Below are 26230 nucleotides of genomic sequence, written 5' to 3'. Positions count from 1 at the left end.
CACTGGCCACTTCCGTACGGCCCCACTGACGTCGAGTGGCCACTTCCGTACGGCCCCACTGACGTCGAGTGGGCACTTTCGCACGGTGCCCAAGTGCACCGAAATGGCCACTCGACCCGCTGACCTCGAACTGGCCACTTTCGCACGGTGTCCAAGTGCACCGAACTGGCCACTCGACCTACTGACGTCGAAGTGGCCACTCGACCGGAGGCGGGCGGGGGCACGAGTCGAGCCCCCAGGGTTGCTGTCCGCCCGGGCGGTCAGCGCACCCGCCAGCCGCGGGCGTCCGGCGGTGGCGGGCTCGCACACGAGTCCGCCACGAACGGCCGGCCGCCCCCGCCGAGGCGATCCAGCTCCCGCTCGGCCCGCACGCCCGTGGGCAGCGCCGCGGAGGCCACCTCCCGCCGGAGGGCGTCAAGGGGCAGCGGCACCCGGCTCGCCGCGAGCACCGCGTTGCCGAAGCGGCGCCCCTTGAGCACCTCGTGCGTCGCGAGCAGCGCCGCGTGCGGCAGGTGCTGCCGCACGGTCGCCACCACCCGGGCGACGTAGCGCAGCCCCGGCTCGTCCGCGAGGTTCCACAACGCGGCTCCCGAGTGCCGAAGCACCCGCGTCACCTGCTCCACGTATGCCGTGTGCGTGAGCTCCCCGGGGACGCGCCCAGCGGCATACGCATCCGTGACCACGACGTCCGCGCTCGAGTCCGCCAGCGCGGACACCCCGGTCAGCCCGTCCTGGGCACGGACCCGGATCCGGTGCCGACGAGGCAGCGGGACCTCGCGGCGGACGAGCTCGGTGAGCGCGGCGTCCGGCTCGAGGACGATCTGGGGCGAGCCGGGCCGGGTCGCCTCGACCCACCGCGGCAGGGTGAGGCCGGCGCCGCCGACATGGGTGACGGCGAGGGGGCCGGGGGCCAGGACGCGGACCACGGCCGCGAGGTGCTGGACGTATTCGAAGACGAGGACCGTCGGGTCGTCGGGCTGCACGTGCGACTGCGGCGTGCCGTCCATGACGACCGTCACGCCGCCCCGGTCGTCCCACTCGAGGGTGACGTGCCCGCTCACAGCACCCGGCGTCCCATGCGCGCTCCCTTCCGCGACCAGCGTCGACCCCAGTGTCGCAGCGGCGTCTGACTACCCTGAGCGCATGCCCCCCCGCCGCCGCACCCCGGCGGCCGACGGGCTCGCGGCCCTCGACGTATGCCGGTCCGCGGGCTTCGCGGCCGACCGCAGCGCCATGGCGACGGCCGTGCGCTTCACCCTGGAGGAGCTCGCGGCCACGGCGCCCGGCCGCACGGTCGAGGTCCGCGTGCCGCCGTTCGGCGCGGTCCAGTGCGTCGAGGGGCCGGTCCACACCCGGGGCACGCCGCCCAACGTCATCGAGACCGACCCCGCGACGTGGCTGCGGCTGGCGACGGGCGACCTGTCCTGGGACGACGCCGTCGGGTCCGCGGCCGTCCGGGCGAGCGGCCAGCGGGCCCATCTGAACGGTCTGCTGCCGCTGGCCTCACTTACCCTTGACCGGTGACCGAGCAGCGCCCACGCATCCCCGACTTCAAGCGGTTCCTCCTCACCGGGGCGGTGCTCGGCTTCCTCGCGGGCGCCACGATCTCCGCGGTGCGCGACAACCCGCCGAACTACTCCACGGGCACGGTGCTGGCCTACCTGGGCGTCGTGGGCGCCGTCGTCGGCACCGGCATCGCGGGGGTCGTGGCGGTCCTGCTCGACCGGTCCCGCCGCTCGCCCGACTGACGAGCCCGCCGAGCCCCCGCCGCCGCGATGCGCCTCTTCGTCGCCATCGTCCCGCCCGCCGAGGTCCTCGAGGACCTCGCCGCCCACCTGCAGCCGCGCATCGAGGCCGGCCGTGAGGTCCGGTGGACAGACCCGCACCAGTGGCACGTCACGCTGGCCTTCCTGGGCCAGGTCCCGGAGCACCGCCTCGACGACCTCGTCGACGTCCTCGGCGCCTCGGCCGCGCGTCGGCAGCCCCTCGTCCTGCGCCTGTCCGGGGCGGGCGCCTTCCCCAACCCGTATGCCGCGCGGGTCCTCTGGGTGGGCGTCGAGCAGCTGCGGGGCGACCTCGCGGCCGCGGCCCGCGGCATACGCTCGGCGGCCGGGTCGGTCGGAGCCACCCCCGACGGCGCACGGTTCCACCCGCACGTAACGCTCGGGCGCTTTCCCCGGCCGACCGAGGCCACGCGGTGGATCCGCGTGCTCGACACCGTCGAGACGCCAGCGTGGACCGCCACGCACCTGACGCTCGTCGAGTCGCACCTGGGCCAGGGGCGCGGCGGGCGTCCGCGCTACGAGGTCGTCGCGGAGCTTCCGCTCGGCTGAGCACCGGCTGGGGGCTCGCCCCGCCCGCAGGCGCGCGGCCGGGCGGCCGCCTCGGATGTGGGAGGATGAGGCGGTGGCACGCGGCGACGGTCTCCTCACCCATGAGCTCCTCCCCGGCGAGAAGGGGCCACAGGACGCCTGCGGCGTCTTCGGTGTGTGGGCCCCCGGCGAGGACGTGGCCAAGCTCACCTACTTCGGGCTCTACGCCCTGCAGCACCGGGGCCAGGAGTCGGCCGGGATCGCCACGGGCGACGGCGACAAGATCCTCGTCTACAAGGACATGGGCCTGGTCTCGCAGGTCTTCGACGAGACCGCGCTGAGCTCGTTGCGCGGCCACATCGCGATCGGCCACACGCGGTACTCGACCACCGGCGGCTCCACGTGGGAGAACGCCCAGCCGACCTTGGGCGGCTCCGGCGGCAAGACCATCGCGCTCGCCCACAACGGCAACCTCATCAACACCGCCGAGCTCAAGGCCATGGTCGACGAGCACTTCGGCGCCGGCCCGGTCACGGGCGAGCTCGCCCGGGGCAACACCTCCGACACGGCCCTCGTGACCACCCTGCTCGCCGCCGACCCCGAGCGCACGCCGGAGGAGGCCGCCCTCGAGCTGCTGCCGAAGCTGCGTGGAGCGTTCTCCTTCGTCTTCATGGACGAGCACACCCTGTATGCCGCCCGCGACCCGTGGGGCGTGCGCCCGCTCGCCCTCGGGCGCCTTGAGCGCGGCTGGGTCGTCGCGTCCGAGACCGCGGCGCTGCAGACGATCGGCGCCTCGGTCATCCGAGAAGTGGAGCCGGGGGAGCTGCTCGCCATCGACGAGGACGGCCTGCGCACGCACCGCTTCGCGCAGCCGCAGCCCAAGGGCTGCGTGTTCGAGTACGTCTACCTCGCCCGCCCCGACGCGGTCATCCGCGGCCGGGTCGTCCACGAGGCCCGCCTCGAGATGGGGCGCGTGCTGGCGCGCGAGCACCCCGTCGACGCGGACCTCGTCATCGGCGTGCCCGAGTCGGGCGTGCCGGCGGCGGTGGGCTACTCCCAGGAGTCGGGCATCCCGTTCGGCCAGGGCTTCGTCAAGAACGCCTACGTGGGGCGCACCTTCATCCAGCCCTCGCAGACGCTTCGCCAGCTCGGCATCCGCCTCAAGCTCAACCCCCTCGAGCACACCATCCGGGGCAAGCGGCTCGTCGTCGTCGACGACTCCATCGTGCGGGGCAACACCCAGCGGGCGCAGATCCGGATGCTTCGCGAGGCCGGCGCCGCCGAGGTCCACGTGCGGATCTCGTCGCCGCCGGTGCGCTGGCCGTGCTTCTACGGGATCGACTTCGCGACGCGCGCTGAGCTCATCGCGACGGGCCTCGGGGTCGAGGAGATCCGCGCCTCCATCGGGGCGGACTCCCTCGGCTACATCTCCGAGGAGGGGATGATCGGCGCCACGGACCAGCCGGCCGACGCCCTCTGCTCGGCGTGTTTCACCGGGACCTACCCGATCGCCCTGCCCGAGGACGGTCGCGTCGGCAAGCACATCCTCGAGACCCTGCCGCTGACGGTCCGCACGGGCCACGACCGCTCCGTCGACCTGGACAGCCGCCCCGATGGCCAGCGCTCCGTCGACGTGGACGGCGTGGCGGTCGGGGTGGGCACCGGTGGCGCGGGCGCCCTGCGCCACCCCTAGCTGCGCCACCCCCAGCTGCCGCCTAGCTCGAGCGCGTCTGCGCCAAGCCGAGGGCGACTTGACCCAGGAACTCGTCCTCGTAGAGCCGGAGACGACGTCGATGCGCAGGACCCTGTCGTGCTGCAGAGTGACCACGTTTCGGCGGAGCAGGCCCTTCATGCCACCAGCCTGCCGAGGCAGCAGACGTCGGCGCTACGAGGTCGTCCGTGGCTGTGGACGACGCGTTCGAGGTAATCCGCGACCCGATGCGGTCGTGGAATACCTCGAACCGAGGGCTGGGGTCTCGTGGAGGAGGAGGACCGCGGCGAGACGCAGCGGCCTCGGTAGGGTTGCCCAGTGACGAATGAGCCGAACGCGCCCATGACGTATGCCGCCGCCGGGGTCGACGTCGAGGCGGGAGACCGCGCCGTCGAGCTGATGAAGTCGGCCGTCCGCCGCGCCTCGCGGCCCGAGGTGCTCGGCGGCCTCGGGGGCTTCGCCGGCATGTTCGACGCGTCCGCCCTGGCCCGGATGACACGGCCCGTCCTCGCCACCTCGACCGACGGCGTGGGCACCAAGGTGGCCATCGCCCAAGCGCTCGACAAGCACGACACGATCGGCTTCGACCTCGTCGGCATGGTCGTCGACGACATCGTCGTGTGCGGAGCCGAGCCGCTCTACCTCACCGACTACATCGCCACCGGCAAGGTCGTTCCCGAGCGCGTCGCGGCCATCGTCGGCGGCATCGCGGCCGCCTGCGCCGAGGCGGGAGTGGCGCTCGTCGGCGGCGAGACGGCCGAGCATCCGGGCCTGCTCGGTCCCGACGAGTACGACGTGGCCGGCGCCGCGACGGGCGTCGTGGAGTATGCCGCGGTGCTCGGCCCGCACCGAGTCCAGCCTGGTGACTCCGTCGTCGCGCTCGCCTCGAGCGGTCTGCACAGCAACGGCTACTCCCTCGTGCGCCGGGTCGTCGCGGGGGCCGGCTGGTCGCTCGACCGCCACGTCGACGACTTCGGCCGTACTCTCGGCGAGGAGCTGCTCGAGCCGACCCGGATCTACAGCCGTCCGCTCCTCGACCTCATCGGCACCGAGGGCGTCGCCGTGCATGCCCTGTCCCACGTCACCGGCGGGGGGCTCGCGGCCAACCTCGCCCGCGTCCTGCCGGCCGGGACGTTCGCGACGCTGGACCGCTCGACGTGGACACCGCCCCCCGTGTTCGGCGCGGTCGCTCGGCTCGGCAGGGTGCCCCGGGCCGACCTCGAACGCACCCTCAACATGGGTGTCGGCTTCGTCGCGGTGCTGCCGCAGGGTCACGCCGCCCGCGCCATCGAGGTGTGCGCGTCACACGGCATACCGGCGTGGGTGCTCGGGGGCGTGAGCAGTGAACTCGAGGCCACACCGGACGGCTCCGCCGAGGTCGTCCGCGGCGCCAAGGGCGTCGACGGAGGAGCCGTGCAGCTCGTGGGGGAGCACCGTGGCGCCTGAGGGCGCGCCGGGGCCATGCTTGCCGGCAAGGCAACGCCGGCCGCGGCCGGCGCACGAGGGCGGAAGGTGGGCGGGGAAGCTCAGCGCTCGCCCGCGGCGGTCCACTTCCCGTAGTCGTCGAACTCGTCCTGGTCAGCGAACTGCGACGCGTTGTCACCGTCTCGCTGGGACGACTCGGACCCGTGGAGTTCGCGTTCCAGCGCGCTCAAGTCCGTGTCAGGCGTGTAGTACTTGAGCTGCCGTGCGACCTTGGTCTGCTTGGCTTTGGCTCGGCCGCGCCCCATGGCGTGACCCCCTCGTGCGTCGTGCCGAGGCGGCATCGCTCGTCGAAGCGCCGGAGGGCTCTTCGATGTCCGCGTAGCGGCCCCGGGAATGTGGTGTTCTCGTGGTGCTAAGGCTACATGAGGCAGGTACGTCGCGCGTCCTGCGGCCCCGGCCGCGGGGGGTTAGGCCCGCTTTGTCCGCTCCCGGCCCAGGTTCGGGGCATTTCGCCATTCTGCTCACGGTGCCAGCCTCCGGACTCTAGCCTGTGGCCATGGGCCGAACTCGGGGCCCATGCGAGTCGCCCGCAACGAGCGACAGGGTGGGGAAGCCGTGATGATGACACCGGAAAGAGCTGATGCCGAAAAGCTATTGACACCTGCTGAAGTTGCCGCGCTGTTTCGGGTTGACCCCAAGACGGTCACCCGTTGGGCGAAGGCAGGCAAACTGACGTCGATCCGGACGCTGGGGGGACACCGCCGGTATCGGGAGTCAGAGGTGCGCAAGCTGCTGTCAGGTCAGTGACCTGTCACGACATCCGCCTCAAGGGAGGGCAGGCGGGGAAGGTGCTCGGCACCTTCCCCGCCTGCTCTGTGTCCCGGCGGCTCTCCGACCTGATGGCAGCCGACGGAGATCTCGACCATCCGCGTGCGCAAGTGGCCACTCGACCGGGGTGGGGGCGGTGGGGGCGTGCGGAAGTGGCCACTCGACCGGGGTGGGAGGCTCACCAGCCGGCCAGCGCGCGCACCGTCTGGGTCGTGTCGACCTCCTCGACCGGCTTGTCGTCGCGGTAGCGCACCACGCGGGCGAAGCGCAGCGCCATGCCGCCGGGATACCGGGTCGAGCGCTGCACCCCGTCGAAGGCGATCTCCACCACCTGCTCGGGCCGGACGTGCACGACGTGACCGCTGCGCGAGGTCTCCAGGGTCAGGAAGCGCACGGTCTGCCAACGCAGCATCTCGTCGGTCATGCCCTTGAACGTCTTGCCGAGCATGACGAGCTGGCCCGTCGTGGCGTCCCGGGCGCCCAGGTGGATGTTGGACAGCCAGCCGTGCCGCCGGCCGCTGCCCCACTCCACCGCGAGCACGACGAGGTCGAGGGTGTGCCGCGGCTTGACCTTGACCCACCCGGCGCCCCGGCGGCCTGCGGCATACGGCACGCGCAGGTCCTTGACCACGACGCCCTCGTGCCCGGCCGCCACCTGCCTGGCGAAGAAGGCCTCCGCCGCGCCCACGTCGGCCGTCGTGGTCCGCGCGACGAGCCACCCCGGCGGCACGGTGGCCACCAGCCGGTCCCAGCGTGCGGCAGCCGGCGCGTCGAGCAGGTCCGCACCGTCGAGGTGGAGCACGTCGAAGAAGTACGGCGTGAGCGGCACCTCCCGGCGCAGCCGCGCCGGGTCGGCGCTGCTCGCGGTGCGGGCGCCGGTGACCTGGAACGGCTCGGGGCGCCCGTCCGGCCGGAGGGCCACCACCTCCCCGTCGAGGACCGCCCGTCGCACGGGCAGCGCCGCGAGGGCCTCGGTGATCTCCGGCATCCGGTCGGTGACGTCCTCGAGAGTGCGCGTGTAGAGGGCCACCGTGCCGTCCTCGACGTGGGCCTGCAGCCGTATGCCGTCGAGCTTGGTCTCGACGGCCACCTCGCCGGGGATCGTGGCGAGCGCCGTCGCGACATCGGGGGCCGCCCCGGCCAGCATCGGCCGCAACGGCCTGCCGACCTCGAGCGTGATCGCCTCGAGCGCCGGGCCGCCGCCGGTGAGCGCCGCCCGGGCCACGGGGCCGGCGTGTCCGGCCAGCATCACCGCTCGGCGCACCGCCTCGTCGGGGACGTCCGCCGCCCGGGCGATCGCCTGGAGCAGGACGCCGTCGGCCGCGCCCTGCCGCGTCTCGCCCGTGAGCAGGCCCGCCAGCCACCGTTGCTCGGCCGCGGTGGCGCGGGCGAAGAGCGCGCGGACGATGGCGGCGCGCCGCCCGGCCGAGCCCGGCCCGGAGAGGCGCGCCAGGTCCTCGGCGGCGCCGTCCACGTCCGTGACGCTGAGCGACGCGTCGTGCGCCGGCGCGGGCAGATCCTGCAGGCCGCGCCAGGCGACCCCGATCCGCCGCTGCGGCAGCACGCCCGAGAGGTAGGCGGCCACGACCTCCACGGTCGCGGGTCCCTCCGCCGCGGCGGCGACGAGGGCCCGCGCCACGGCGGCCGTCTTGGCGGTCCGCGAGGTGGTGGCCGCCACGGCCACGGAGGCCGCCACGACGTCGGAGAGGAGCACGAGACCGATTGTGCATCGCATCACTGACAGGCGGGTACGAGGCGGCCCCGAAGGCCCGGCGGCTTGACGCAGGCCTTCCCGGTCGTCAAGGTAAGCAGGTGCTTACCACCGCGCCACCGCCGAGACCCCAGGAGAGCACCACATGAACGCTGACAACGCCCGCACCGCGATCGTGACCGGGGCGGCCCGCGGCATCGGAGCCGCCGTGGCCAGGCGACTGGGCGCCGACGGCTGCGCTGTCGCCGTCCTCGACCTCGACGAGTCCGCGTGCGCGCCGACGGTGGACGCGATCGGGTCGGCCGGCGGCCGGGCGCTCGCCGTGGCTGTCGACGTCGCCGACGAGGCCTCCGCCCAGGCAGCGGTGGAGCGGGTCGTGGGGGAGCTGGGCGCGCCGACGATCCTCGTCAACAACGCCGGGATCATCCGCGACAACCTGCTCTTCAAGATGTCCGCCGACGACTGGGACGCGGTGATGGGGGTCCACCTGCGCGGGGCCTTCCTCATGTCCCGCGCGGTGCAGCAGCACATGACCGACGCCGGCTGGGGTCGCATCATCAACCTCTCCTCCACCTCCGCCCTGGGCAACCGCGGCCAGGCCAACTACTCCACGGCCAAGGCGGGGCTGCAGGGCTTCACCAAGACGCTGGCCATCGAGCTGGGCAGGTTCGGCGTCACGGCGAACGCCATCGCTCCCGGCTTCATCCAGACCGACATGACAAGGGCGACCGCCGAACGGCTGGGCGTGTCGTTCGAGGACTTCATCGCCTTCAGCGCCAAGGAGATCCCGGTGCAGCGGGTGGGCCAGCCGGAGGACATCGCGGCGATGGCGTCGTTCTTCGCGAGCGAGGAGGCCGGTTTCGTGTCCGGACAGGTGATCTATGTCGCGGGCGGGCCGCGGGCCTGACGGCAGCGGGTCCGGCCGGAGGGCCGGGCCCGCCGACGACAGGCGGAGGTGCGCTCAGAGACCGAGCTTGCCCCCCAGGTCGCCCAGGCCGCCGAGGCCGGCCTGGTTGGCGAGGTTGCCGAGGAGCTCGGCCGGGTTGATGCCGAGTGACCCGAGCAGTCCCTCGTGCTGATCGGTGTCCACCTGGTCAGGCAGCTGGGAGGCGGCCTGCTCGGCCTTGTCGTGCTCCCCGCGCTGCTTGAGGAACTCGAGGATCTGCTGCTTGTCGATCTGCATGGCGGCTTTCCTTTCGCGTGGTGGGACGGTGCTTGAGGGGTCTGGGGGTCTGGGGGTCGGGGGGCCCGGGGGTCACGGGGCGACGAGAGTGCTCGACGTCACGCTTCGGGCACCGCTCGGTCGACCTTGCGGTGGAAGCGCATCCCGGCCAGCCCGCCGAGGATCGCCCCGCCGAGGCTGGCCACGATGGTGAGCACCGCGGCCACGAGACCGGCCGTGGTGAGGCTGCCCTCGCCCACCGGGATGCGGGGGAAGCTGTTGAGCGTCGCGAGGACGTTGTACTTGCTGCCCACGACGGCGCCGAGCACCGCCACGACAATGGCGATGACGACGGCCCACAGCCACACGGCGAGGCCCTGCCGGATGCCGTTGAAGCGCGCCATCCGCCCGGCGACGTAGCCGCCGCAGTAGTAGGCGACGAAGAGGATGACGAAGAGCGCGATGGCGCCCGCCATCCCGACGGTCCCCGGCTGGGTGGTGGCCTGGCTGGCCGCCTGCCCCACGTCGGTGTTGGTGGCGACGCCGACGGTCGCGCCCACCGCGGCGAGCAGTGCGGTGAGCAGGACTGCCATGCCCATCGCGGTCAGCCAGCCGAAGAAGGCGGCACCGATCTTGACCCCGCCGAACTGCTCCTTCTCGGCGTGCAGGATGCCGGAGAGAGCCGCACGGCTGGGGACGGCGTCGCCCGCCCCGGTCCCCTCGCGGCTGTCGGCCCCGTCGGGTCGTTCGTTGTAGCTCGTGCTCATGGATCCTCCGATCCTCGAGGTGCGCCACGGGTGTCATTCGCGGCGCGGTGGCCTGTGGTGCGGGAAGAGGCGAATGATGCCGATAGTGACGATGCTGCCGGATCCGCCGAGGCGCCGGAAGGGGGGGCAGGCGACCAGTCCAGGCGCGTCGTGACCGCCCCAACGGCGAGCGCCGGGCCCGTCACTGACGGGCCCGGCGCTGGGCTGGTAGGAGCCGGCGGAACGCTCAGCGCCGGTCGTCCCCCGTGTTGCGGTCCGTCTCGATGCCGTCGGTCTCGACGCGCTCCTTGCGCACGTCCTCCGAGACCTCGACGTTCTCGGTGACGGTGTCCTTGGACAGCTTCACGCGCTCGACGGGCACCGTCTCCTTGGCGACCACGGGGCGCTCCTCACGCAGGACCACCTCGTGCTCCTCCTCCGAGATGTCCGGCCCGCTCATGGCGGCGCCGACGTTGGCGTCAGTGATGGGCTCCCGCTCGACGCGGACCTCCTCGCGGCTCACCGGCACGGTGACGTTCTGCTGCTCGGTGACGACGTACTTGCGTAGCCGGGCGCGGCCGGCCTCGCGCGACTGGGTGCCCACCTCGAGGCGCTCCTCCGACACCGTCATCGCGTCGTCGGTCGTCGGTCCGGACGTGTCGTACCCCTCCGAGGCCGCGTCGCGCCCGGCGGTCGGGTCGGTCAGGCCCGCGGTGCGCGTGGTGTCGACGTCGTCCGCGCCGTCGGAGTCGGAGGTCTGCCGCGAGTAGTCGAGACCGTAGTAGCGGTAGAGCTCCTCCTCCTCCTCGCGCGAGAGGTGGCCCTGCTCGGCGTCGACGTTGGGCGCGCCCTTGACCTTGGACTTGTCGAAGGGGACTCGCACGTCGCCGTTGTCGAACTGTGCCTCGGCGATGGGGATGAACGTCTCCTTGGTGCCGAAGAGGCCCGTCTGCACGGTGACCCACTCCGGCTGGTCGGTCACGTCGTCGAGGTAGACCTGACCCACCTGGCCGATCTTGTCGCCGTCGGACCCGTAGACGGTGCCGCCGATCACCTCGGTCAGCTGATTCCGGTCGATGCTCATGGTTCGTCCTTCTCTCGGTTGGCGATCATTCGCTCGTTCGTGCGGCACCCGTGGGGCATCCGTGGTGACTGGCCCTGCCGCGGGTTCGCGCACGGTCGAGGCAGTACCCCATGCTTACGCCGTATACACGCCCCTGGCGTGGCGAGGAGCGGGGCCCGTTCCGACCGACGGGCGCGCCGGTCGGAGCGGGGCGTCGTGCGTCAGGGCTCCCCCCGGTAGCCCCGACGCAGGTTCAGGCGCCGACGCCTCGCAGCGGCGCGCTGCCGTAGCCGTCGGCGGCGAGCCGCTCACGCAGCTTGCGCAGGATGGCGACGAGGAGGCGGGACACCTGCATCTGGCTCACGCCGAGCGCCTCACCGATCTGCGCCTGGGTGCACTCCTCGAGGAACCGCATCCGCACGATGGTCCGCTCCCGATCGGTGAGGTCGGCGAGCGCCGACCGCAGCGCGTCGCGCGTCTCGAGGAGGGCGAAGGGGTCGTCCCCGGACTCGGGCAGCTCGGGTCGCGTCTCGCTGCCGGGCGCCGGCGCGTCGAGAGACAGGGCGCTGTATGCCGCCCGCGTGAGCCTGGCTTCGGAGACGGTGCTGCGGGGCACGCCCATCGCCTCCGCGAGGTCGGCCAGCGTGGGCTCGCGGTGCAGCTCGTGCGTCAGGCGCTCCTCCTGCCCGACGAGCGAGACCCGCAGCTCCTGCAGGCGCCGCGGCGGACGGACGGACCACCCGGAGTCGCGGAAGTAGCGCTTGAGCTCCCCGGCGATGGTCGGCACCGCATAGGCTGGGAAGCTCGCCCCGACGCCGGGTCGGTAGCGCTGGACGGCCTTGACGAGGGCCATCCGGGCCACCTGGGTCAGGTCCTCGAGCTCGATGCCGCGCCCGTAGTAGCGGCGTGCCACGGAGTCGGCCAGGTGCAGGGTGCCGAGCACGATCTCCTGCTCCAGGCGCCGGCGGTGCGCCGGATCGGAGGTCGCGCAGAGCGACTCGAGCAACGGCTCGAAACGGTGGGCGTCGTGGTCCTCGTCGGTGAAGCCGGTCGTCGATGGTGCTGGCAACGGCATGCATGCCGCCCTTCTGACGCAATTGACCAGTGGCGCCGTTGCTGGACCACGTCGATCGGTTTTACAGCGTAAGCATAGACGGTGTGATCGGCAACACGGTGTCTAGGGGTTGTCGGCTCCGGCTGCCACCCGCTGACACCCGGGCCGGCAACTGCGAGACTCGCTGAACTGGAAAGGAGCTCCGATGCGCCCGGTCCACCGCGGACCCACGCCGGCCGGCTCAGCGCTGGCCATCGTCGCCGAGGGGTTCCTGTCCCGGCTGAGCTTCGGGCTCATCGGTCTCGCGCTGCCGCTCTACGCCCTGCGCCTCGGGATGACCCTCTCGCAGGTTGGCGTCCTCGTGTCGGCCAACGTCGTGCTCATGCTCGTGGCCAAGCCGGTCCTCAGCCCCCTGGCCGACCGCTTCGGGCACCGCCGCATGCTGATCGTCGCGATAGCCGGCCGCAGCCTGGTCGGGCTGCTCCTCGCCGTGGCCGTCGCGCCGTGGCAGCTCTTCGCGATCCGCCTCCTCTACGGCCTCACCCAGGCGCTGCGCGACCCGCCGCTCAACGCCCTCATCGCCGACGCCGGGGGCGCCAAGCGGGTCGCGTCCGTGTTCGGGTGGTACCACACCGCCAAGAACGTCGCCGCCTCGCTCGGGCGTGCGGCAGCCGGTGTGCTGCTCGCCGTGGGGCCCAGCCAGGACTACCGCCGGGTCTTCGTCGTCGCCTTCGTCCTGTCGCTGCTGCCGCTCGGCGTGGTCGCACGGTTCCTCCGCCCGGGATCGGGACGCCCGGACGCCGGCCCCGAGTCCGACCCGCCAGCCGACTCGCCAGCCGACTCGGCACCCGACCCCCGCGACCGGGTGTGGACGCTGACCGTCCTGGGATTCCTCTTCGGCACGACCGCCGGGATGATGAACCTCTTCCCCGCCATCGCCACGGTGTACTTCCACCTCGACCCGGCCCAGATCGGCTTCATCATGCTGGGCTCGGCGGTCGTGGTCATCGTCGCCGGCCCGGTCTTCGGATGGCTGGCGGACCACCGCAGCCGGGCGCTCGTCCTCAGCGTCCGCGGGTTCGCCAACATCGTGTCCTCCCTGATGTACCTCGCGCTGCCGTCGGTGTGGGGGGTCGGGGCCTCCAAGGTCGTCGACGACACGGGCAAGGCGGCGTTCCGCCCTGCGTGGGGATCCGTCATGGCCGAGGCCGCCCGTCGGCATCCGGGACGCAGGGCCCGTGTGCTCTCGGTCATCGACGTCGGCGAGGACGCCGGCGACGCCGCGGGGCCGATCCTCGCCGGGGGGCTCCTCGCGCTCGGCGGCCTGCCGCTCATGCTCGGCACCCGGTGCGGCGTCGCGGCGGTGACCGAGGTGTGGACCTGGTGGGTGACGCACCGCCAGCGGCCGGCGCCGGTCAGGGCGGCGGCTGCGGGCAGCGCCGACGCCGTCCGGCCGGCGAGCCGCGCCGGTCCGGCGGACGGCGCCTGAGCCGCGCCGGTCAGCGGGGGCGGGGCTGCTCCAGGAGGCCCTGCACCGCGGCGCGCAGCTCGCTGGGGCTGAACGGCTTGGTGAGGTAGAGCGCCGCGCCGGCGCGGGTCCCCCGCTCCTGGTCGCTGTCCGCCGCCCGTGCCGAGAGCATGACGACGAGGATGGACGCCGTCTCCGGCGCGGAACGGAGCCGGCGGCATACCTCGTAGCCGTCGAGGTCGGGCAGGCCGACGTCGAGGATGACGGCGTCCGGCCGCTCCGCTCGGGCCACCTCGAGCGCCTCCGACCCGGTGCCGACCGTGAGCAGCCGCAGCCCGGTCGGCGCGAAGGTCGCACGCAGGAGGCGGACGACGAGGTGGTCGTCCTCCGCGATGAGCAGCGTGTCAGGCATTCGCCGAATGCCGCCGCGCGGCCGGAGGGGCGACGGGGAGGGTGACGGTGAACGCACTTCCGCGGCGCTCTCCCAGCGAGTGCACCGTGATCGTGCCGCCGAGCAGCTGCACGAGCTGGCGGGTGATGTAGAGGCCGAGGCCGGTGCCCTCGATGGAGCGCCTGCGCTCGTCGTCCACCCGGTAGAAGCGCTCGAAGATGCGGTCGGTCTCCGTCGGCGGGATGCCGAGCCCGTGGTCGACCACGTTGACCTGGACCGTCCGGCCGAGGCGCCGGGCGGTCAGGGCGACCTCGCCGCCGTCGGGGGAGTACTTCACCGCATTGGAGAGCAGGTTGGTGAGGATCTGGACGAGCCGCTCGTGGTCGGCCAGCACCGGGGGGAGGCCCTTCTCGAAGTGCCGGGTGATCTCGATGCCGGGCGGCAGCGCGGTGAAAGACCTCAGCGCCTCCGCGGCCGCCGCCTGGACGGACACCGTGGTCAGGTGCACCTCCAGCCGCGACTCGTCGATGCGTGAGACGTCGAGCAGCTGCTCCACCAGGTGGCGCAGGTGCTGGGCGCCGCTGTGCAGCAGCTCGGTCCATTCCCGCCGGTCATGGTCGGCCACGTCCTCGCCGAGCAGCAGCTCGGAGAAGCCGACCAACGCCGTGAGCGGGGTGCGCAGCTCGTGGGACACGACGCCGACGAACTCCGTCTGCAGGCGGGCGACCTCCTGCCGGGCAGCCAGGTGGGCGAGGGTCTCGGACTGGGTCTGCAGCTGCCGGGAGGCGCCGCGCACGACCATGAGGAGGGCTACGAGGAGCACCGCGAGGCCGCCGCCCAGCACCATGACCATGGACCGGCGGACGGTCGCGATGCGCCCGTTGACGTCGGCGAGGTCGCGGTAGAGCTCGAAGGCGCCGACGACCTCGGGGCCGCCGAGCCGCAGCGGGACGTAGACCTCCATGACCTCGGCCGTCGACGAGGGCAGCCGGATGTCGACGGCGGAGCTGCGCTTGATGCTCTGCGTGAGCCGGCCCGCGAGGGCGGCGTCGAGCTCCGGGTCGTCGTGGTCGCTCTTGGCGATCGACGAGCTGTCGGTCGAGTAGGCGATGACGTGGTCCGCGCGCCACAGGCTCATGCCCAGGGTGCCGAGCCCGAGCGCGCGCTCGCGCACGAGCCGGTCGATCTGTGCCACCCGCTCCCCGGTCAGCGGCAGCCGCAGGTCGTCGGGCCGCAGCAGGCCCTCGATCCGCGCCGACGCGTCGAACGCGACGGCCTGGGCCTCCTGGCTGAGCGCCGTCGACCGCAGCTCGGAGGCGACGGCCTGGGCCGCGATGATGCCGACGACGAGGATGAGCGCGAGGCACACGAGGGTGAACCGTGCGACGAGGCTGAGCCGCTGCCACGGTCGGCGGTCGTCGGCTCCGGAGCGGGCCCGGCTCACGGGGGCGGCCCCGACACCTCGCGCCACCTCGTGAGGAGCTGCTCCATCTGCCGGGCGGCCTGGACGACCCGCTCGACGCTCGCCCGGCGTTCCTCGCCCGGCAGGTCGTCCCGCGCGAGCACGATCTCGGCCTCGCCGACCACCACGGTGAGGAGCCCGCGCATCGCGTGCTCGAAGTCGCCGTATGCCGTCGGGCCGCTCACGCCAGCCCCGGGCAGGCGCGAGCCAGCTGGCTCCGCAGGGCCGCCACCGCGGCCGGAAACCCTCGGAAGCCGGGGAAGGGGTTCACGTCGATGACCGTGGGTCGGCCTTCGTCGTGCCGGAGGTCGACGCCGAACACCTGCAGCCCGAGGACCTCTCCCGCCCCGAGCACGATGTCGGTCTCGACGGGACCGAGGTCGACCGGCGCGACGTCGTTGCTCGCGTAGCTGCCCGGGGCGAAGCTCTTGCGCGCCGCGAAGGCCTCCGACCCGGCGACGTAGACCTTGAGGTCCGACTCATCGCCGCCCACTCGACGCTGAACCAGCCGCGTGCCGTCGTCCACAACCCAGCCGGGCTCTCGCGGCTGCGTGCGGGCAGCATCGAGGGCCCGGTCGAGGCCGGGCTGGACCTGCACGCCGCCCCCGTGCCAGCCGAGCACCGGCTTGGTCACCCAGTGCGCGGCCCGGCCGGTGGCCGCAGCGCGGTCGGCGGGGTCGCCGCTGGTGGCGGGCGTGGGGTCGGGTCGAGGAGTGGCCGGGTCCTGACCGGGAGCCACGAGGTAGGTGGTGGGGACCGGCAGACCCGCCGCCCGCAGCCGGGCCACGACGGCCGCCTTGTCGTTGGCCGCGACCGTGGCCGCCGCCGAGTTGAGGAAGACCACGCCGGCGCCCTCCTGCGCGACGGCGAGGGAGAGCGCGAGCGTGCCCGCGGTCTTGAGCAGCACCGCGTCTGGCGGGGCGCCCGGGCGGCTCCCCACGAGGTCGAGCTCGGGGACCCGGACCGAGACCCGCGTGCCCGTCGCCGAGACCTGCGCGAGCAGCTCCGCCACGACCGGGTTGACCGCCGGTCGTCCGTGGCGGGCCTCCACCCACAGCTCGACGTGCCGGCTCGGGGCGGCGCCCGTGCGGGACACCGCCTCACGCTCCCCGGACAAGATCGTGATAGCTGGCGCAGACCAGCCGCGACAGCTCGTCGCTCGGATGGAGCTGGCTGATGGTGGCGAGCACCTCGGCCGGGCCGAGGAGACGAAGCTCCGCGTCGAGCGCGACCGCCTGCGGATCGCTCGGCTCACGGTAGGCCAGCGCGGCCGCGGCCACCCTTGCCAGGGCCGCCGGCTGGACGCCGACTCCGCGCGCCGCGACGGCGGGGCCGATGAGGCGGTCGCCAGGTGCCAGCTTGCGCCGCGGCTCGCGGGCCACCCGGGTCACCGGGTCGGCGAGCGCGGGATCGGCATACCGCGTGAGGATCGCGTCCAGGCGCGCGTCCGACGGGCTCCCGGAATGCCCGCCGAGAGCCGCCGCGGCCTCGGCGAGCACGGCGCGCACCTCGGCACGGAGCCGCGGACGGGCGAGGGCCTCGTCGACCGTGGCACAGCCGGCGAGGAAGCCCAGGTAGGCCGCGGCCGCGTGACCCCCGTTGAAGAGCCACAGCTTCTCGGCCATCCAGGCGTCGAAGGGCTCGACCGGTCGAAGGCCGGGCACCGAGCCGTCGAGCGGCGCGACCCCGTCCAGCACCCCTCTCCGGTCGACGTAGGCCTCGGTGACGCCGTCGGTGTAGAGCGTGAGGCCCCCCGGCTCCACCTCCCGGCGGGACACGACCGACCACACCGCCGACCCCGCGAGCCCCAGCCGGCGCCCGAGCTCGCCGGCCAGGGAGGGCGCGGCCGCCAGCAGGCCCTCGGCGAGCAGCTCTGGGGCGCGGCGGTGGTTCTCGAAGGTGACGACGTTGAGCGGGGCCGCCTTGGTGTCGAGGCGTCGTCGGAGCAGGGGCCCGAGCCACGTCCCGACGTCGCACAGGGCGCCGGGTCCGACCGACGTCGCGACGAGGTCCGCTCCGGCCACGAGCCCGGGCAGGCGAGGGTCCAGCCGGTTCATCGCCTGCACCCCGCCGATCCAGCGCCGCATGTCCCGGGGACCGACCACTGCCACGGTCAGGCCGGCTCCCCGCTGCACCGCGTCGACGACCTCGCGCGACCGGCTGACCAGCACGACCTGCCAGCCGGTCTCCGCCAGCAGGGGTGCGACGTAGCCCGCGGCCAGCCGTCCCGCGCCGGCGACGACGCAGAGCGGCGCGCTCACGCGAGGCTCCGGGCAAGCTCGCTGACGATCGCCTCCGCGGCGCCCTCCGCGCCCTTGTAGCCCGGGAACGCGTTCACGTCCACGACGACCCAGCCCTGCGGTCCGCGGACGAAGTCGACGCCGAAGCAGGTGAGGCCCAGCAGCGCGCCGGCGGCCCGGACGACGTCGGCCACGCCAGCCGGCAAGGACACCGGACGGCCGACCTTGGCGGCCAGCGTGCGGGCGGGAAACGGGCGCTCGATGGCGGTGAGCCAGTCCCCGGCGACGTAGGCCTTGAGGTCGTCACCGGCATGCGGCACCGCCTCCATGACAAGGTAGGGGCCGGGTGGCAGCCGAGACGCCACGGCACGCAGGCCGCCGGCCGGAACGCTCCACACCTCCTCGCCCCGCGAGCCGCGCGCGGCCTTGACGACGAGCGGTCGACCCGCCAGTGCGTCGAGCTGGTCGCCGGCGCCCTCGCCGCCGCCGTGGCCGCCGCTCTCGCCGGGGCCGCGGCCGAGCCACGCGGCCCATGACCGCGCGACGGGCAGCCCCGCGCCCTGCAGGAGGAGCGCGACCGCGACCTTGTCCCGGGCCAGGCCGGTCGCCGCTGCCGAGTTGACGCACGGCACACCCCAGCCCTCGGCGGCCGCGGCAAGGTGCAGAGCTGCCGCCGAGCCCGACTTGAGCACCACGACATCCCAGGGGGGCGCAGCGTCGACGCGGTGGTGGCCCTCCTCGGCATGGACCAGCCGCACGTCGGCCCGGGCCGCGCGCAGTGCGGGCACGAGCGCGTCGACGAGTGCGCCCGGACGTCCTGGCGAGTCCGGCCGCTCGAGCAAGCCGACCCGCACCCCGGCGAGGGGCTTGCGGGGCCGCGCCGCGGTGGTCACTGCGGCCGCCGCACGATGGAGCGGTAGTGCTCCCGGCCGGCTGCCCGCGCCACCGCCTCCATCTGCACGAGGATGAGCACGTGCTCGGCAATGGCCGACCCCGCGCCGGGCACCGCGGAGTAGGTCGGGAAGTCGTTGACCTCGATGACGACGGGGCCGTCGGGCGACATCGCGACGTCGACGCCCCACAGCTCCAAACCGCAGGCCCGGCCGCAGGTGAGGGCGATGTCGGCGAGCTGCGGGGTGAGCTCGAGCAGCTCCGCCTCGCCGCCCGGGTTGGGCTCGGCGGGACCGGGCTGCACCAGGCGCACCGGGGAAGGCTTGCGGACCGCCCAGACCGTGGAGCCGATGCCGTAGAGCTTCACGTCATGGCCGTCGGTGGGGACGTACTCCTGCCCGAGGTAGAGGGACCCGCGGGCCCCCGCGCCGGGCAGCAGAGCGATGTCGTCGGGGTCGGTGAGCAGGGCGAGGCCGCGGGCGCCGTCGCCGTCGTAGGGCTTGACGACAAGAGGGAACGCAGACGAGGGGAGCCGCGCGAAGGCCGCAGGGTCGCCGGCATACCACGTCCGGGGTTGCCGTATGCCGTGCGAGGCAAGGACCGCCTGCATGCCGATCTTGTTGCGCACCAGGTCGATTGCCTGGGGGTCGTTGACCGCCAGCACCCCGAGGGCGGCAGCGGCCGCCATGAGGCCGAGGCCGGCGAGATGCCGGCCGCGGCTGACCACGACCGACCACGGCGGGGCCTCGACGGGGATGTCGTAGAGCTGGTTGCTGTCGGGCACGAGGACCTCGACCTTGCACCCGTGCTCGAGCCACACCGCCTGGGCCTCGAGCAGCGCCCGGTTCTGCAGGTGTCGCTGCTCCGCGATGAGCGCGACCGTGACCGGAGGGCCCGCGAGCTCAGCCACGACCGGGCTCCGGCTTCGGTGACGGCTCACGCAACGGGGCGCGGCGCAGCAGGGCGCGCACCCGTGCCTCGAACTCCAGGAAGCTGAACGGCTTGGTCAGGTAGTCGTCCGCCCCGAGGTCCAGCCCGCGGGCCTTGTCGACGTCGGAGTCCCGGCCCGAGAGGAGCATCACGAGGCAGTCCCGACGCTCGCGGATGTGCCGCAGCAGCTCCCACCCGGAGACGTCGGGCAGCACGATGTCGAGGATGACGAGGTCGGGCGGGTCGGCCTCGATGAGCGACCAGGCATCCTCGGCGGTGCCGGCAGTCGTGACCCGGATGGCCTGCTTCTGCAGGGCGAGGCGGGCGAGCGCGAGCAGGCGGTCGTCGTCGTCCACGACGACCACGTGGTGGCCAGCCGAGACGTCGCGCACCATGACGTTGGTGTCCTTCCGCCCGGGCCGCCACCACACTGCGCCGGCAGGTTGACGGCAGGGTGAATGCCCGCCTCATGGTCAAGATACGCGCCGACCGCACAGGAGGGCGGATTCCGGAGGTGTCGCCCGCCTCCGTCGTCCTGCGCTTGCTCGCCCGACACGCCGCCCTCGGCTCAGCCGGCCCCGTGGATGACCACGCAGCAGCGTCCTGGGTGGGGCTCGAGGGCCGCACGGGCCGGGTCCTGCCCGATGGCGTCGAGCAGGCCGTGCACGAGCCGCAGGTTGAGCCCGCAGACGATCTGCGGATGGGCCCGGGCCGCCTTGTGGAACGGGCAGTTCCGCAGCTCGACCTCGCCTCCGGGCGCGACGCCCGGTCGGTAGCCGCAGTCGTCCAGCGCGGCGGTGAGCAGGTCGGTCGCCGCGCCGGCGGCCTGCCGCCCGGCCTGCTCGGCGGCCTGCCGCCCGGCCCGCTCGGCGGCCTGCCGCCCGGCCCGCTCGGCGGCGTCGCCGGCTCCGGCAAGCAGCGCCGCACCCTGATCGTGCTCGATCGCGTCGAGGAGCAGCGCGGTCAGCAGCTCGTAGTCACGCGGTGGCACCGTCACGGACAGCTCGCGGTCGGTGGCGCGGTAGAGCTTGGCCGGCCGACCGGCACCCGGGCCGCGCCGGCCGCGGGGCCGCTCGAAGTGCGCGGAGAGCAGGCCGGCCGCCTCGAGCCGGTCCAGGTGGTAGGCCGCGAGCGTGCGCCCCATCCCTGCGGCGGCCCCCGCCTCGTCCCGGGAGACGGGTCTGCCCTGGTCGAGCACGTAGTCGTAGAGCCTTCGTCGCGCGGGCTCGTGCAGGACGCCGAGGCGGAGCAGGTCGTCAGCGGGGGCGGGCTCGGACGCGGGCATGGCGCTCTCCTCGGGACGACTCCCCCCAATATATCAATCGCCGTTGACAAAACCAGTGGAGCGCGAGAATCTAAAAAAAGACCAATGCTCGTTAGAGGGAGGCCACTATGACACGGACGGCGCTGACACGGACGGCGCTGCGGATGGTGCCGACGGAGGGAGCGATCGACGTCGCGGCGGCCGAGGACGCCGCCGCGGCGTTCCTCGAGGCCCTCGGCATGGACCTCGACACGGCGGGCCTCGCGGACACCCCCGCCAGGATGGCCCGGGCCTATGCGGAGCTGCTCACCCCCCGCCCCTTCGAGCTGACCACGTTTCCCAACGACGAGGGATACGACGAGATCGTCCTCGCTCGCGACATCCCGGTCCGCTCGATCTGCGAGCACCACCTGCTGCCGTTCGTCGGCGTGGCCCACGTCGGCTACCTGCCCGGCGCCCGCATCCTCGGCCTGTCCAAGCTGGCCCGGGTCGTCGAGCACTTCGCCTGCCGGCCGCAGGTCCAGGAGCGTCTCACCATGCAGGTCGCGACGTCCCTCGCCGAGCACCTCGGGGCGGCGGGGGTCGGGGTGGTCATCGAGGCCGAGCACAGCTGCATGACGCTGCGCGGCGTGCAGGCCACCGGGTCGCGCACCGTCACCTCGGCCCTGCTCGGCGCGCTGCGCTCGGACCCCACCTCGCGCGCCGAGTTCCTCTCCCTGACCGGAGGATCGAGGTAGCCAGCCGGCGGCTGCGAGCAGTGGGTGCGCCATGACCGTCGAGGACCCGGTGGAGGCCCCGCCCGTCCGCGTGGACGGATACGCGCCGCTGCGTTCGTATGCCGCGATCGGCGACGGCCGGTCCGTGGCACTCGTCGCGGCCGACGGGCGGATCGACTGGCTGGCGTGGCCGGACCTCGACTCGCCGAGCGTCTTCGCGGCCCTGCTCGACGTCGACGACGGCGGCTGCTGCTCGCTCGCCCCCACCATCGCGTTCCAGAGCACCCGCCGCTACCTGCCCGACACCAACGTGCTCGAGACGACCTTCGACACGGAGGCCGGGCAGGCCCGGGTGACCGACCTGCTCAGCCTGGGTGGGCCCAGCCTGGGACCGGCACGCGAGCTGCAGCGTCGCGTTGAAGGGCTCCACGGGTCGGTCCCGATGGCGTGGAGCGTGCAGCCGCGCTTCGGCTACGGCCTGCGCCGCGTCCGGCTCGGCTGGCGACAGGGGGTGCCGGTCGCCACCGCCGGCAGCGACGCGGTCGCGGTATGCGGTTTCGACGTGGGCACGACGCGGGTCGAGGACGGCGGCATCCGGGGCGCGTTCGCCACGAGTCCCGGGTCGTCCGGCCTGCTGGCGCTGGCGGCGGCGCACCAGGAGCCCCTTGTCTTCCCGACCCGCCGGGAGGCGGACGAGCGGTTCGCCCGCACGGTCGCCGGCTGGCGGCGGTGGGCGGCCGCGCGCACGTATGCCGGCGACTGGCGACCTGCGGTCATCCGCAGTGCGCTCGCCCTGAAGCTGCTCGTCCATGCGCCGTCCGGGGCGGTGGCGGCGGCCGCGACCACGTCGCTGCCGGAGCAGCTCGGTGGGGAGCGCAACTGGGACTACCGGTTCTGCTGGGTGCGCGACGCCGCCTTCGTCGTCGACGCCCTCCTCCGGCTCGGCTGCGCGCCGGAGGCGGAGGCCTACTTCTGGTGGCTGCTCCAGGCCACGCAGCTCACGCACCCCCGGCTGCAGCCGCTCTACCGGCTCGACGGCGGACCGCGGCTGCCCGAGCGGAGCCTGCCGCTGGCGGGATACCGCGGCTCGGGCCCGGTGCGGGTCGGCAACGCCGCCGCCGACCAGCAGCAGCTGGACAGCTACGGGGAGCTGCTGCAGTCGGCGTGGCTCTACAGCAAGGCGGGCGGCAGGCTCGATGCAGAGGTGGGGCGCCGGCTGGCCGAGGTGGCCGACCTCGTGAGCGAGCTGTGGCGCGACCGGGACGCCGGCATCTGGGAGGTCCGCAGCGCGCCCGAGCACTTCACGCACTCCAAGATGATGTGCTGGGTCGCCCTCGACCGCGCCGCCGCGCTCGCCGACCGCGGCCTGGTGCCGCGCAGGCGCCGCGACCGCTGGCGGTCGGAGGCGGCAGCGTGCGGCCGCTTCGTCGAGGAGCGCTGCTACTCGGCGGCCCTGGACAGCTACGTCCGCTTCGCCGGCAGCGAGGAGCTCGACGCCAGCGTGCTGCTCGGACTCTTGTCGGGCTACGGCGACCCAGGCTCCCCCCGCTGGCGCACCACGGTCGAGGCCATCCGATCGGCGCTCGGCCACGGCCCGTACCTCTACCGCTACAGCGGGGAGGACGGACTCGCCGGATCGGAGGGGGCCTTCCTCAGCTGCTCCTTCTGGCTCGTCGAGGCGCTCGCCCGCACGGGACGGGTCAGCGAGGCGCGCGAGCTCATGGACCGGCTCACGGCGCTCGCCAACGATGTCGGCATCTACGCCGAGGAGATCGACCCCGCCACCGGCGGCTTCCTCGGCAACCTGCCGCAGGGCCTGACCCACCTCGCCCTGATCAGTGCGGCGACCGCCATCGCGCAGGAGGCGGGGCGATGAACCTGCTGCCCGCCGCTCTCGCCGGGGGCTTCGTGGGCACGCTGGTGCTGACCACGGTGCTGCGTGGCGCGACAGAGCTGCACCTGACGCGCATGGACCTTCCCTTCCTGCTGGGGACTGCCGTCACCGGGCACCGCACGCGGGCCAAGGCGGTCGGCTACGCCCTGCACTTCGTGGTGGGCCTGGTGTTCGCGCTCGCGTACTGGGCGCTCTTCCTCGTGCTGGGCCGTCACGACTGGTGGCTCGGCACGCTCTTCGGCCTCGGCCACGGACTCTTCTCGGGCACGGTGCTCGTCAACGTGCTGCTGCCACTGGTCCATCCCCGGATGGGCACCCCGATGAGCGACTCGAGCTCCGTCGCGCTGCTCGAGCCACCCGGCTTCCTCGGGCGCAACTACGGACCCCAGACAGCGTGGGTCGGGCTGGTCGCGCACCTGCTCTACGGCACGATCGTGGCGGCCTTCCTCACGGCCGCCGGCTGAGCGGTCTTTGATGGGAGGGTGCGTTCAATGCTGCCCTCCGCCTCCTGCCCCGACCCGGGCGCGAGGACCCCGTGACCCACCTCGACGCCCGGGTGCGGCGGGCCGACCTGCGGCCGGGAGCGGAGGTCACGCTCGTCGTCGACGCGCCCACCTCCGGAACCGCAACGCTCGTCGTGACCCACCTCGGCGAGCAGGTCCGCGAGGTCACCGCGGCCCTCGGCGTCGGGCGCCAGCCGGTGGCCCTCGGCGCCTTCCCCGAGGGTGGGTATGCCGTGACGGTCGGGCTGGCGGGGCAGGAGGCGACCACGGCATTCGACGTCCTCGCCGACCGGAACGCGCGCCCGCGCTACGGCTTCGTCGCCGACTTCGGCGCCGGACGAGCCGACGCCGCCGCCGTCGCCGAGTCGCTGGCGGCCTTCTCCATCACCCACGTGCAGTTCTACGACTGGATGTATCGCCACGCCGAGCTGCTACCGCCGGAGGACGACTTCGTCGACGCGCTCGGCCGGCCGCTGTCGCTGCGGACCGTGCGGGCGTTGCTCGACGCGGTGCACGACGTCGGTGCCCAGGCGCTGGCCTATGCCGCGGTCTACGGGGCCGGGCGTGACTACGTCGCCGACCACCCCGACGAGGTGCTGCACCGTCGCGGCGGCGAGCCGTGGACGCTGGGGGGCTTCCTCTGGGTCATGGACGTCAGCCGCGGCTCCACGTGGGTGCGCCACCTCGTGGAGCAGGTGCGTGACGCGTGCGCGACGATGGGCTTCGACGGCCTGCACCTCGACCAGTACGGCGACCCCAAGCTGGCGGTCACGACCGCAGGGGCCGTCGTCGACCTCGCCGAGGAGCTCCCGGCCCTCATCGACGCGGTGCGCGACGCGCTGCCCGGCGCGACGCTGATCTTCAACAACGTCAACGACTTTCCGACCCGGACAACCGCGCGGGCCCGGCAGGACGCCACGTACGTCGAGGTCTGGCCGCCGCATGTCGAGCACGCCGACCTCGTCGACCTCGTCCGTGCCGCACGCGACGTGGCGCCGGGCCGGGCGCCCATCCTCGCGGCATACCTCGAGCCCCTCGGCAGCGGCAGCGGCGAGCGGGAGCTCGCCGCGGCCAAGCTCGCCCTCTCGACGGTGTGGGCCGCAGGCGGCCAGTACCTGCTCTTCGGTGAGCGGCACGGGGCCCTCGTCGACCCCTACTACCCGAACTTCGCGACCCTCGACGACGAGGCGGTCCGGACGCTGCGCGCCTTCACCGACTTCTCGGTGGCCAACGGCGACCTGCTCTTCGATCCCGGGCTTCGAGAGACCACGGGCAGCCTCGCGCTGGGCGCCAACGAGGACGTCGTGGTCGCCGGTGCCCCGGTGTCGACCCGGCCGGAGGCCGGGGCCGTCTGGGTGCGCACCAGCGAGGCGGGCAGGCGGCTCGTCGTCCAGCTCGTGGACTACCGGGCGCAGGAGGACGGGCGGTGGAACGCGCCCCGGATGCCCACCGGGACGGTCAGCGGCGTCACGGTCCGCGTCCGGGTCGCGTCGGCCGCGGCCTCAGCGGTCTTCGGGCACCCCCTCGGCGGCCCGCACCTCACGCCGCTCGAGCTGCGCGACGAGGGCGACTACGTCACGGCCCTGCTCCCCGACTTCGACACGTGGGGCACCCTCAGCATCCTGCGGTGAGGCCAAGCGAAATCCGGGGACCTCGCGAGGAGCTGTTGGGACGGCCGTGGGCCTGACGGGCAGCCAAGCCTAGACCCATGCGAGCGTCCCGGGATCAGCAACTCCAGTCCTTGCGGCGCGAGCTCGCCGCGAGGATGCTTTCAAAGTAGGGCGAGTCAGGCGGTCCACGACGGCGAGCGAGTCGGCCATGATGCAAAGAACGTTGCCGAAGCAGGCCAGGCGTGCAGCAGCCGTACTTGCAGGTGTCGGGCTCCGCCATCACCGCGCTCAACTCGCGTCGGTCAGGATAGCCAACCGAAGTGCGGATGTCAGCGCCGACCGGGTCGGTCGTCGATGTGACCTCCTCCTCGGGCGACGACATCAAGAACGGCTGGCTCCAGTCGTCCGTCACCACGCCAAACGAAAAGGGCCTCGGGATCGATCCGATGAAGCGGATCGAAGCCAACCAGCGCCTCGGTCGGTCGGTCATCACCGAGATCATGTCGATGGGGGTGTCCTACGAGGAAGCGGTAAGAGACTTCGGAAACATGCTTGAGCCGACCGAGAGGCTTCCGACGAAGGCCCAAGCGGAGCGCGCCTTGGCCAACGTCCGAACCCTGAAAGCCCCCCCGGCGACCACCATGGCTACGACGGCGGCCCGCGCGTACTACGACACGAGTTGCAGGGAGCTGTACATCGACGGCGCGGTTCACGCCCGTGGGTGTGACGTCCGCTACCTGGACTACAAGGGCGCAAATGGGCAGTGGTATCTCTCCCACAAGATGCAGGTGTCCGCGCAGTACGACAGCTTCTGGTCCGCCCTTGACAACACGTACATGGACGTCATTT

At 73.3% G+C, this 26230-nt stretch carries 29 protein-coding genes; 13 read left to right on the top strand and 16 right to left on the bottom strand.

The features are described 5' to 3' along the window. Positions 1 to 260: 260 nt before the first annotated feature. Positions 261 to 1061, bottom strand: coding sequence for a fused MFS/spermidine synthase (locus VFJ94_RS05145; RefSeq protein ID WP_325003119.1), 801 nt, complete (start codon positions 1059 to 1061; stop codon positions 261 to 263). Positions 1062 to 1143: 82 nt separating this feature from the next. On the opposite strand from VFJ94_RS05145, the gene VFJ94_RS05140 reads away from it, so the two are divergent. The 5 genes from VFJ94_RS05140 (at position 1144) to purM (ending at position 5469) form a co-directional block, all read left to right on the top strand. Continuing rightward, positions 1144 to 1524, top strand: coding sequence for a sterol carrier family protein (locus VFJ94_RS05140; RefSeq protein ID WP_325003118.1), 381 nt, complete (start codon positions 1144 to 1146; stop codon positions 1522 to 1524). After that, positions 1521 to 1748: a hypothetical protein gene (locus VFJ94_RS05135; RefSeq protein ID WP_325003117.1), complete on the top strand. Its 228-nt coding sequence runs from the start codon at positions 1521 to 1523 to the stop codon at positions 1746 to 1748. Before VFJ94_RS05140 ends, VFJ94_RS05135 begins: the two co-directional genes overlap by 4 nt. A 27-nt stretch (positions 1749 to 1775) precedes the next feature. After that, positions 1776 to 2333, top strand: coding sequence for an RNA 2',3'-cyclic phosphodiesterase (gene thpR / locus VFJ94_RS05130; protein ID WP_325003116.1), 558 nt, complete (start codon positions 1776 to 1778; stop codon positions 2331 to 2333). A 73-nt stretch (positions 2334 to 2406) separates the two neighbouring features. Further along, entirely contained in the window at positions 2407 to 4005 is a 1599-nt protein-coding gene (purF, locus tag VFJ94_RS05125) for an amidophosphoribosyltransferase (protein ID WP_325003115.1), read from the top strand. Positions 4006 to 4365: 360 nt separating this feature from the next. After that, positions 4366 to 5469, top strand: coding sequence for a phosphoribosylformylglycinamidine cyclo-ligase (gene purM / locus VFJ94_RS05120; RefSeq protein ID WP_325003122.1), 1104 nt, complete (start codon positions 4366 to 4368; stop codon positions 5467 to 5469). A gap of 80 nt (positions 5470 to 5549) precedes the next feature. Here the strand turns inward: purM and VFJ94_RS05115 are convergent, their stop codons facing one another. Next, entirely contained in the window at positions 5550 to 5753 is a 204-nt protein-coding gene (locus VFJ94_RS05115) for a DUF3073 domain-containing protein (RefSeq protein WP_325003114.1), read from the bottom strand. Positions 5754 to 6069: 316 nt separating this feature from the next. Between VFJ94_RS05115 and VFJ94_RS05110 the strand changes: the two genes are divergently transcribed. Next, positions 6070 to 6255 carry a BldC family transcriptional regulator gene (locus tag VFJ94_RS05110; RefSeq protein ID WP_325003121.1) on the top strand — a complete coding sequence of 62 codons (186 nt, stop codon included), beginning with the start codon at positions 6070 to 6072 and terminating at the stop codon, positions 6253 to 6255. A 199-nt stretch (positions 6256 to 6454) separates the two neighbouring features. Here VFJ94_RS05110 and VFJ94_RS05105 read toward each other — a convergent pair whose 3' ends face one another. Continuing rightward, on the bottom strand, positions 6455 to 7990 hold the full coding sequence (locus VFJ94_RS05105) for an ATP-dependent DNA ligase (RefSeq protein ID WP_325003113.1): 1536 nt from the start codon (positions 7988 to 7990) through the stop codon (positions 6455 to 6457). Between the two features lie 142 nt (positions 7991 to 8132). Between VFJ94_RS05105 and fabG the strand changes: the two genes are divergently transcribed. Beyond that, positions 8133 to 8894 (top strand): 3-oxoacyl-ACP reductase FabG, encoded by a 762-nt coding sequence (gene fabG / locus VFJ94_RS05100; protein WP_325003112.1) that lies wholly within the window; start codon positions 8133 to 8135, stop codon positions 8892 to 8894. 54 nt (positions 8895 to 8948) lie between these two features. Here fabG and VFJ94_RS05095 read toward each other — a convergent pair whose 3' ends face one another. The 4 genes from VFJ94_RS05095 to VFJ94_RS05080 all read right to left on the bottom strand — a co-directional run bounded on the left by VFJ94_RS05095 (position 8949) and on the right by VFJ94_RS05080 (position 12033). Next, positions 8949 to 9170 carry a hypothetical protein gene (locus VFJ94_RS05095; RefSeq protein ID WP_325003111.1) on the bottom strand — a complete coding sequence of 74 codons (222 nt, stop codon included), beginning with the start codon at positions 9168 to 9170 and terminating at the stop codon, positions 8949 to 8951. A 98-nt stretch (positions 9171 to 9268) separates the two neighbouring features. Further along, positions 9269 to 9916 carry a hypothetical protein gene (locus VFJ94_RS05090; RefSeq protein ID WP_325003110.1) on the bottom strand — a complete coding sequence of 216 codons (648 nt, stop codon included), beginning with the start codon at positions 9914 to 9916 and terminating at the stop codon, positions 9269 to 9271. A 226-nt stretch (positions 9917 to 10142) separates the two neighbouring features. Further along, positions 10143 to 10979: a PRC and DUF2382 domain-containing protein gene (locus tag VFJ94_RS05085; RefSeq protein WP_325003109.1), complete on the bottom strand. Its 837-nt coding sequence runs from the start codon at positions 10977 to 10979 to the stop codon at positions 10143 to 10145. A 232-nt stretch (positions 10980 to 11211) separates the two neighbouring features. Continuing rightward, positions 11212 to 12033 carry a sigma-70 family RNA polymerase sigma factor gene (locus tag VFJ94_RS05080; protein WP_325003108.1) on the bottom strand — a complete coding sequence of 274 codons (822 nt, stop codon included), beginning with the start codon at positions 12031 to 12033 and terminating at the stop codon, positions 11212 to 11214. 184 nt (positions 12034 to 12217) lie between these two features. Here VFJ94_RS05080 and VFJ94_RS05075 point away from each other — a divergent pair, with 184 nt between their 5' ends. After that, on the top strand, positions 12218 to 13501 hold the full coding sequence (locus VFJ94_RS05075) for an MFS transporter (RefSeq protein ID WP_325003107.1): 1284 nt from the start codon (positions 12218 to 12220) through the stop codon (positions 13499 to 13501). A 10-nt stretch (positions 13502 to 13511) separates the two neighbouring features. Here the strand turns inward: VFJ94_RS05075 and VFJ94_RS05070 are convergent, their stop codons facing one another. The 9 genes from VFJ94_RS05070 to VFJ94_RS05030 form a co-directional block, all read right to left on the bottom strand. Further along, positions 13512 to 13892 (bottom strand): response regulator transcription factor, encoded by a 381-nt coding sequence (locus tag VFJ94_RS05070; protein WP_325003106.1) that lies wholly within the window; start codon positions 13890 to 13892, stop codon positions 13512 to 13514. Then, on the bottom strand, positions 13885 to 15315 hold the full coding sequence (locus tag VFJ94_RS05065; RefSeq protein WP_325003105.1) for a HAMP domain-containing sensor histidine kinase: 1431 nt from the start codon (positions 15313 to 15315) through the stop codon (positions 13885 to 13887). The genes VFJ94_RS05070 and VFJ94_RS05065 overlap by 8 nt, the downstream gene beginning before the upstream one ends. Then, on the bottom strand, positions 15312 to 15518 hold the full coding sequence (locus tag VFJ94_RS05060) for a hypothetical protein (protein ID WP_325003104.1): 207 nt from the start codon (positions 15516 to 15518) through the stop codon (positions 15312 to 15314). Before VFJ94_RS05060 ends, VFJ94_RS05065 begins: the two co-directional genes overlap by 4 nt. Continuing rightward, a complete protein-coding gene (locus VFJ94_RS05055; protein WP_325003103.1) occupies positions 15515 to 16429 on the bottom strand; it encodes a hypothetical protein in 915 nt (304 codons plus the stop codon). The genes VFJ94_RS05060 and VFJ94_RS05055 overlap by 4 nt, the downstream gene beginning before the upstream one ends. A 4-nt stretch (positions 16430 to 16433) precedes the next feature. Then, entirely contained in the window at positions 16434 to 17594 is a 1161-nt protein-coding gene (locus VFJ94_RS05050; RefSeq protein WP_325003102.1) for a hypothetical protein, read from the bottom strand. After that, complete coding sequence (locus VFJ94_RS05045; protein ID WP_325003101.1) at positions 17591 to 18466, bottom strand: hypothetical protein; 876 nt, start codon at positions 18464 to 18466, stop codon at positions 17591 to 17593. Before VFJ94_RS05045 ends, VFJ94_RS05050 begins: the two co-directional genes overlap by 4 nt. Continuing rightward, the gene (locus VFJ94_RS05040; protein ID WP_325003100.1) at positions 18463 to 19374 is read right to left on the bottom strand and encodes a hypothetical protein; all 912 of its coding nucleotides are present in this window, start codon (positions 19372 to 19374) and stop codon (positions 18463 to 18465) included. Before VFJ94_RS05040 ends, VFJ94_RS05045 begins: the two co-directional genes overlap by 4 nt. Further along, positions 19367 to 19789: a response regulator transcription factor gene (locus VFJ94_RS05035; RefSeq protein WP_325003099.1), complete on the bottom strand. Its 423-nt coding sequence runs from the start codon at positions 19787 to 19789 to the stop codon at positions 19367 to 19369. The genes VFJ94_RS05040 and VFJ94_RS05035 overlap by 8 nt, the downstream gene beginning before the upstream one ends. Positions 19790 to 19962: 173 nt before the next feature. Then, on the bottom strand, positions 19963 to 20679 hold the full coding sequence (locus VFJ94_RS05030) for a transcriptional regulator (protein ID WP_325003098.1): 717 nt from the start codon (positions 20677 to 20679) through the stop codon (positions 19963 to 19965). Positions 20680 to 20786: 107 nt separating this feature from the next. Here VFJ94_RS05030 and folE point away from each other — a divergent pair, with 107 nt between their 5' ends. The 5 genes from folE to VFJ94_RS05005 form a co-directional block, all read left to right on the top strand. Next, positions 20787 to 21395 carry a GTP cyclohydrolase I FolE gene (gene folE, locus VFJ94_RS05025; RefSeq protein WP_325003097.1) on the top strand — a complete coding sequence of 203 codons (609 nt, stop codon included), beginning with the start codon at positions 20787 to 20789 and terminating at the stop codon, positions 21393 to 21395. A 31-nt stretch (positions 21396 to 21426) separates the two neighbouring features. Continuing rightward, positions 21427 to 23250 carry a glycoside hydrolase family 15 protein gene (locus VFJ94_RS05020; RefSeq protein ID WP_325003096.1) on the top strand — a complete coding sequence of 608 codons (1824 nt, stop codon included), beginning with the start codon at positions 21427 to 21429 and terminating at the stop codon, positions 23248 to 23250. After that, a complete protein-coding gene (locus tag VFJ94_RS05015; protein ID WP_325003095.1) occupies positions 23247 to 23732 on the top strand; it encodes a hypothetical protein in 486 nt (161 codons plus the stop codon). Before VFJ94_RS05020 ends, VFJ94_RS05015 begins: the two co-directional genes overlap by 4 nt. A 71-nt stretch (positions 23733 to 23803) precedes the next feature. Next, the gene (locus tag VFJ94_RS05010; protein WP_325003094.1) at positions 23804 to 25402 is read left to right on the top strand and encodes a glycoside hydrolase family 66 protein; all 1599 of its coding nucleotides are present in this window, start codon (positions 23804 to 23806) and stop codon (positions 25400 to 25402) included. A 305-nt stretch (positions 25403 to 25707) separates the two neighbouring features. After that, positions 25708 to 26230, top strand: a 523-nt coding sequence (locus VFJ94_RS05005) for a hypothetical protein (RefSeq protein WP_325003093.1), incomplete at its 3' end; no start/stop codon positions are given.

This window comes from Intrasporangium sp., from assembly GCF_035688975.1.
Taxonomy (GTDB): domain Bacteria; phylum Actinomycetota; class Actinomycetes; order Actinomycetales; family Dermatophilaceae; genus CALMNV01.
Note: the sequence above shows the minus strand (reverse complement) of the source record. Positions and strands in the feature narration are given on the sequence as shown.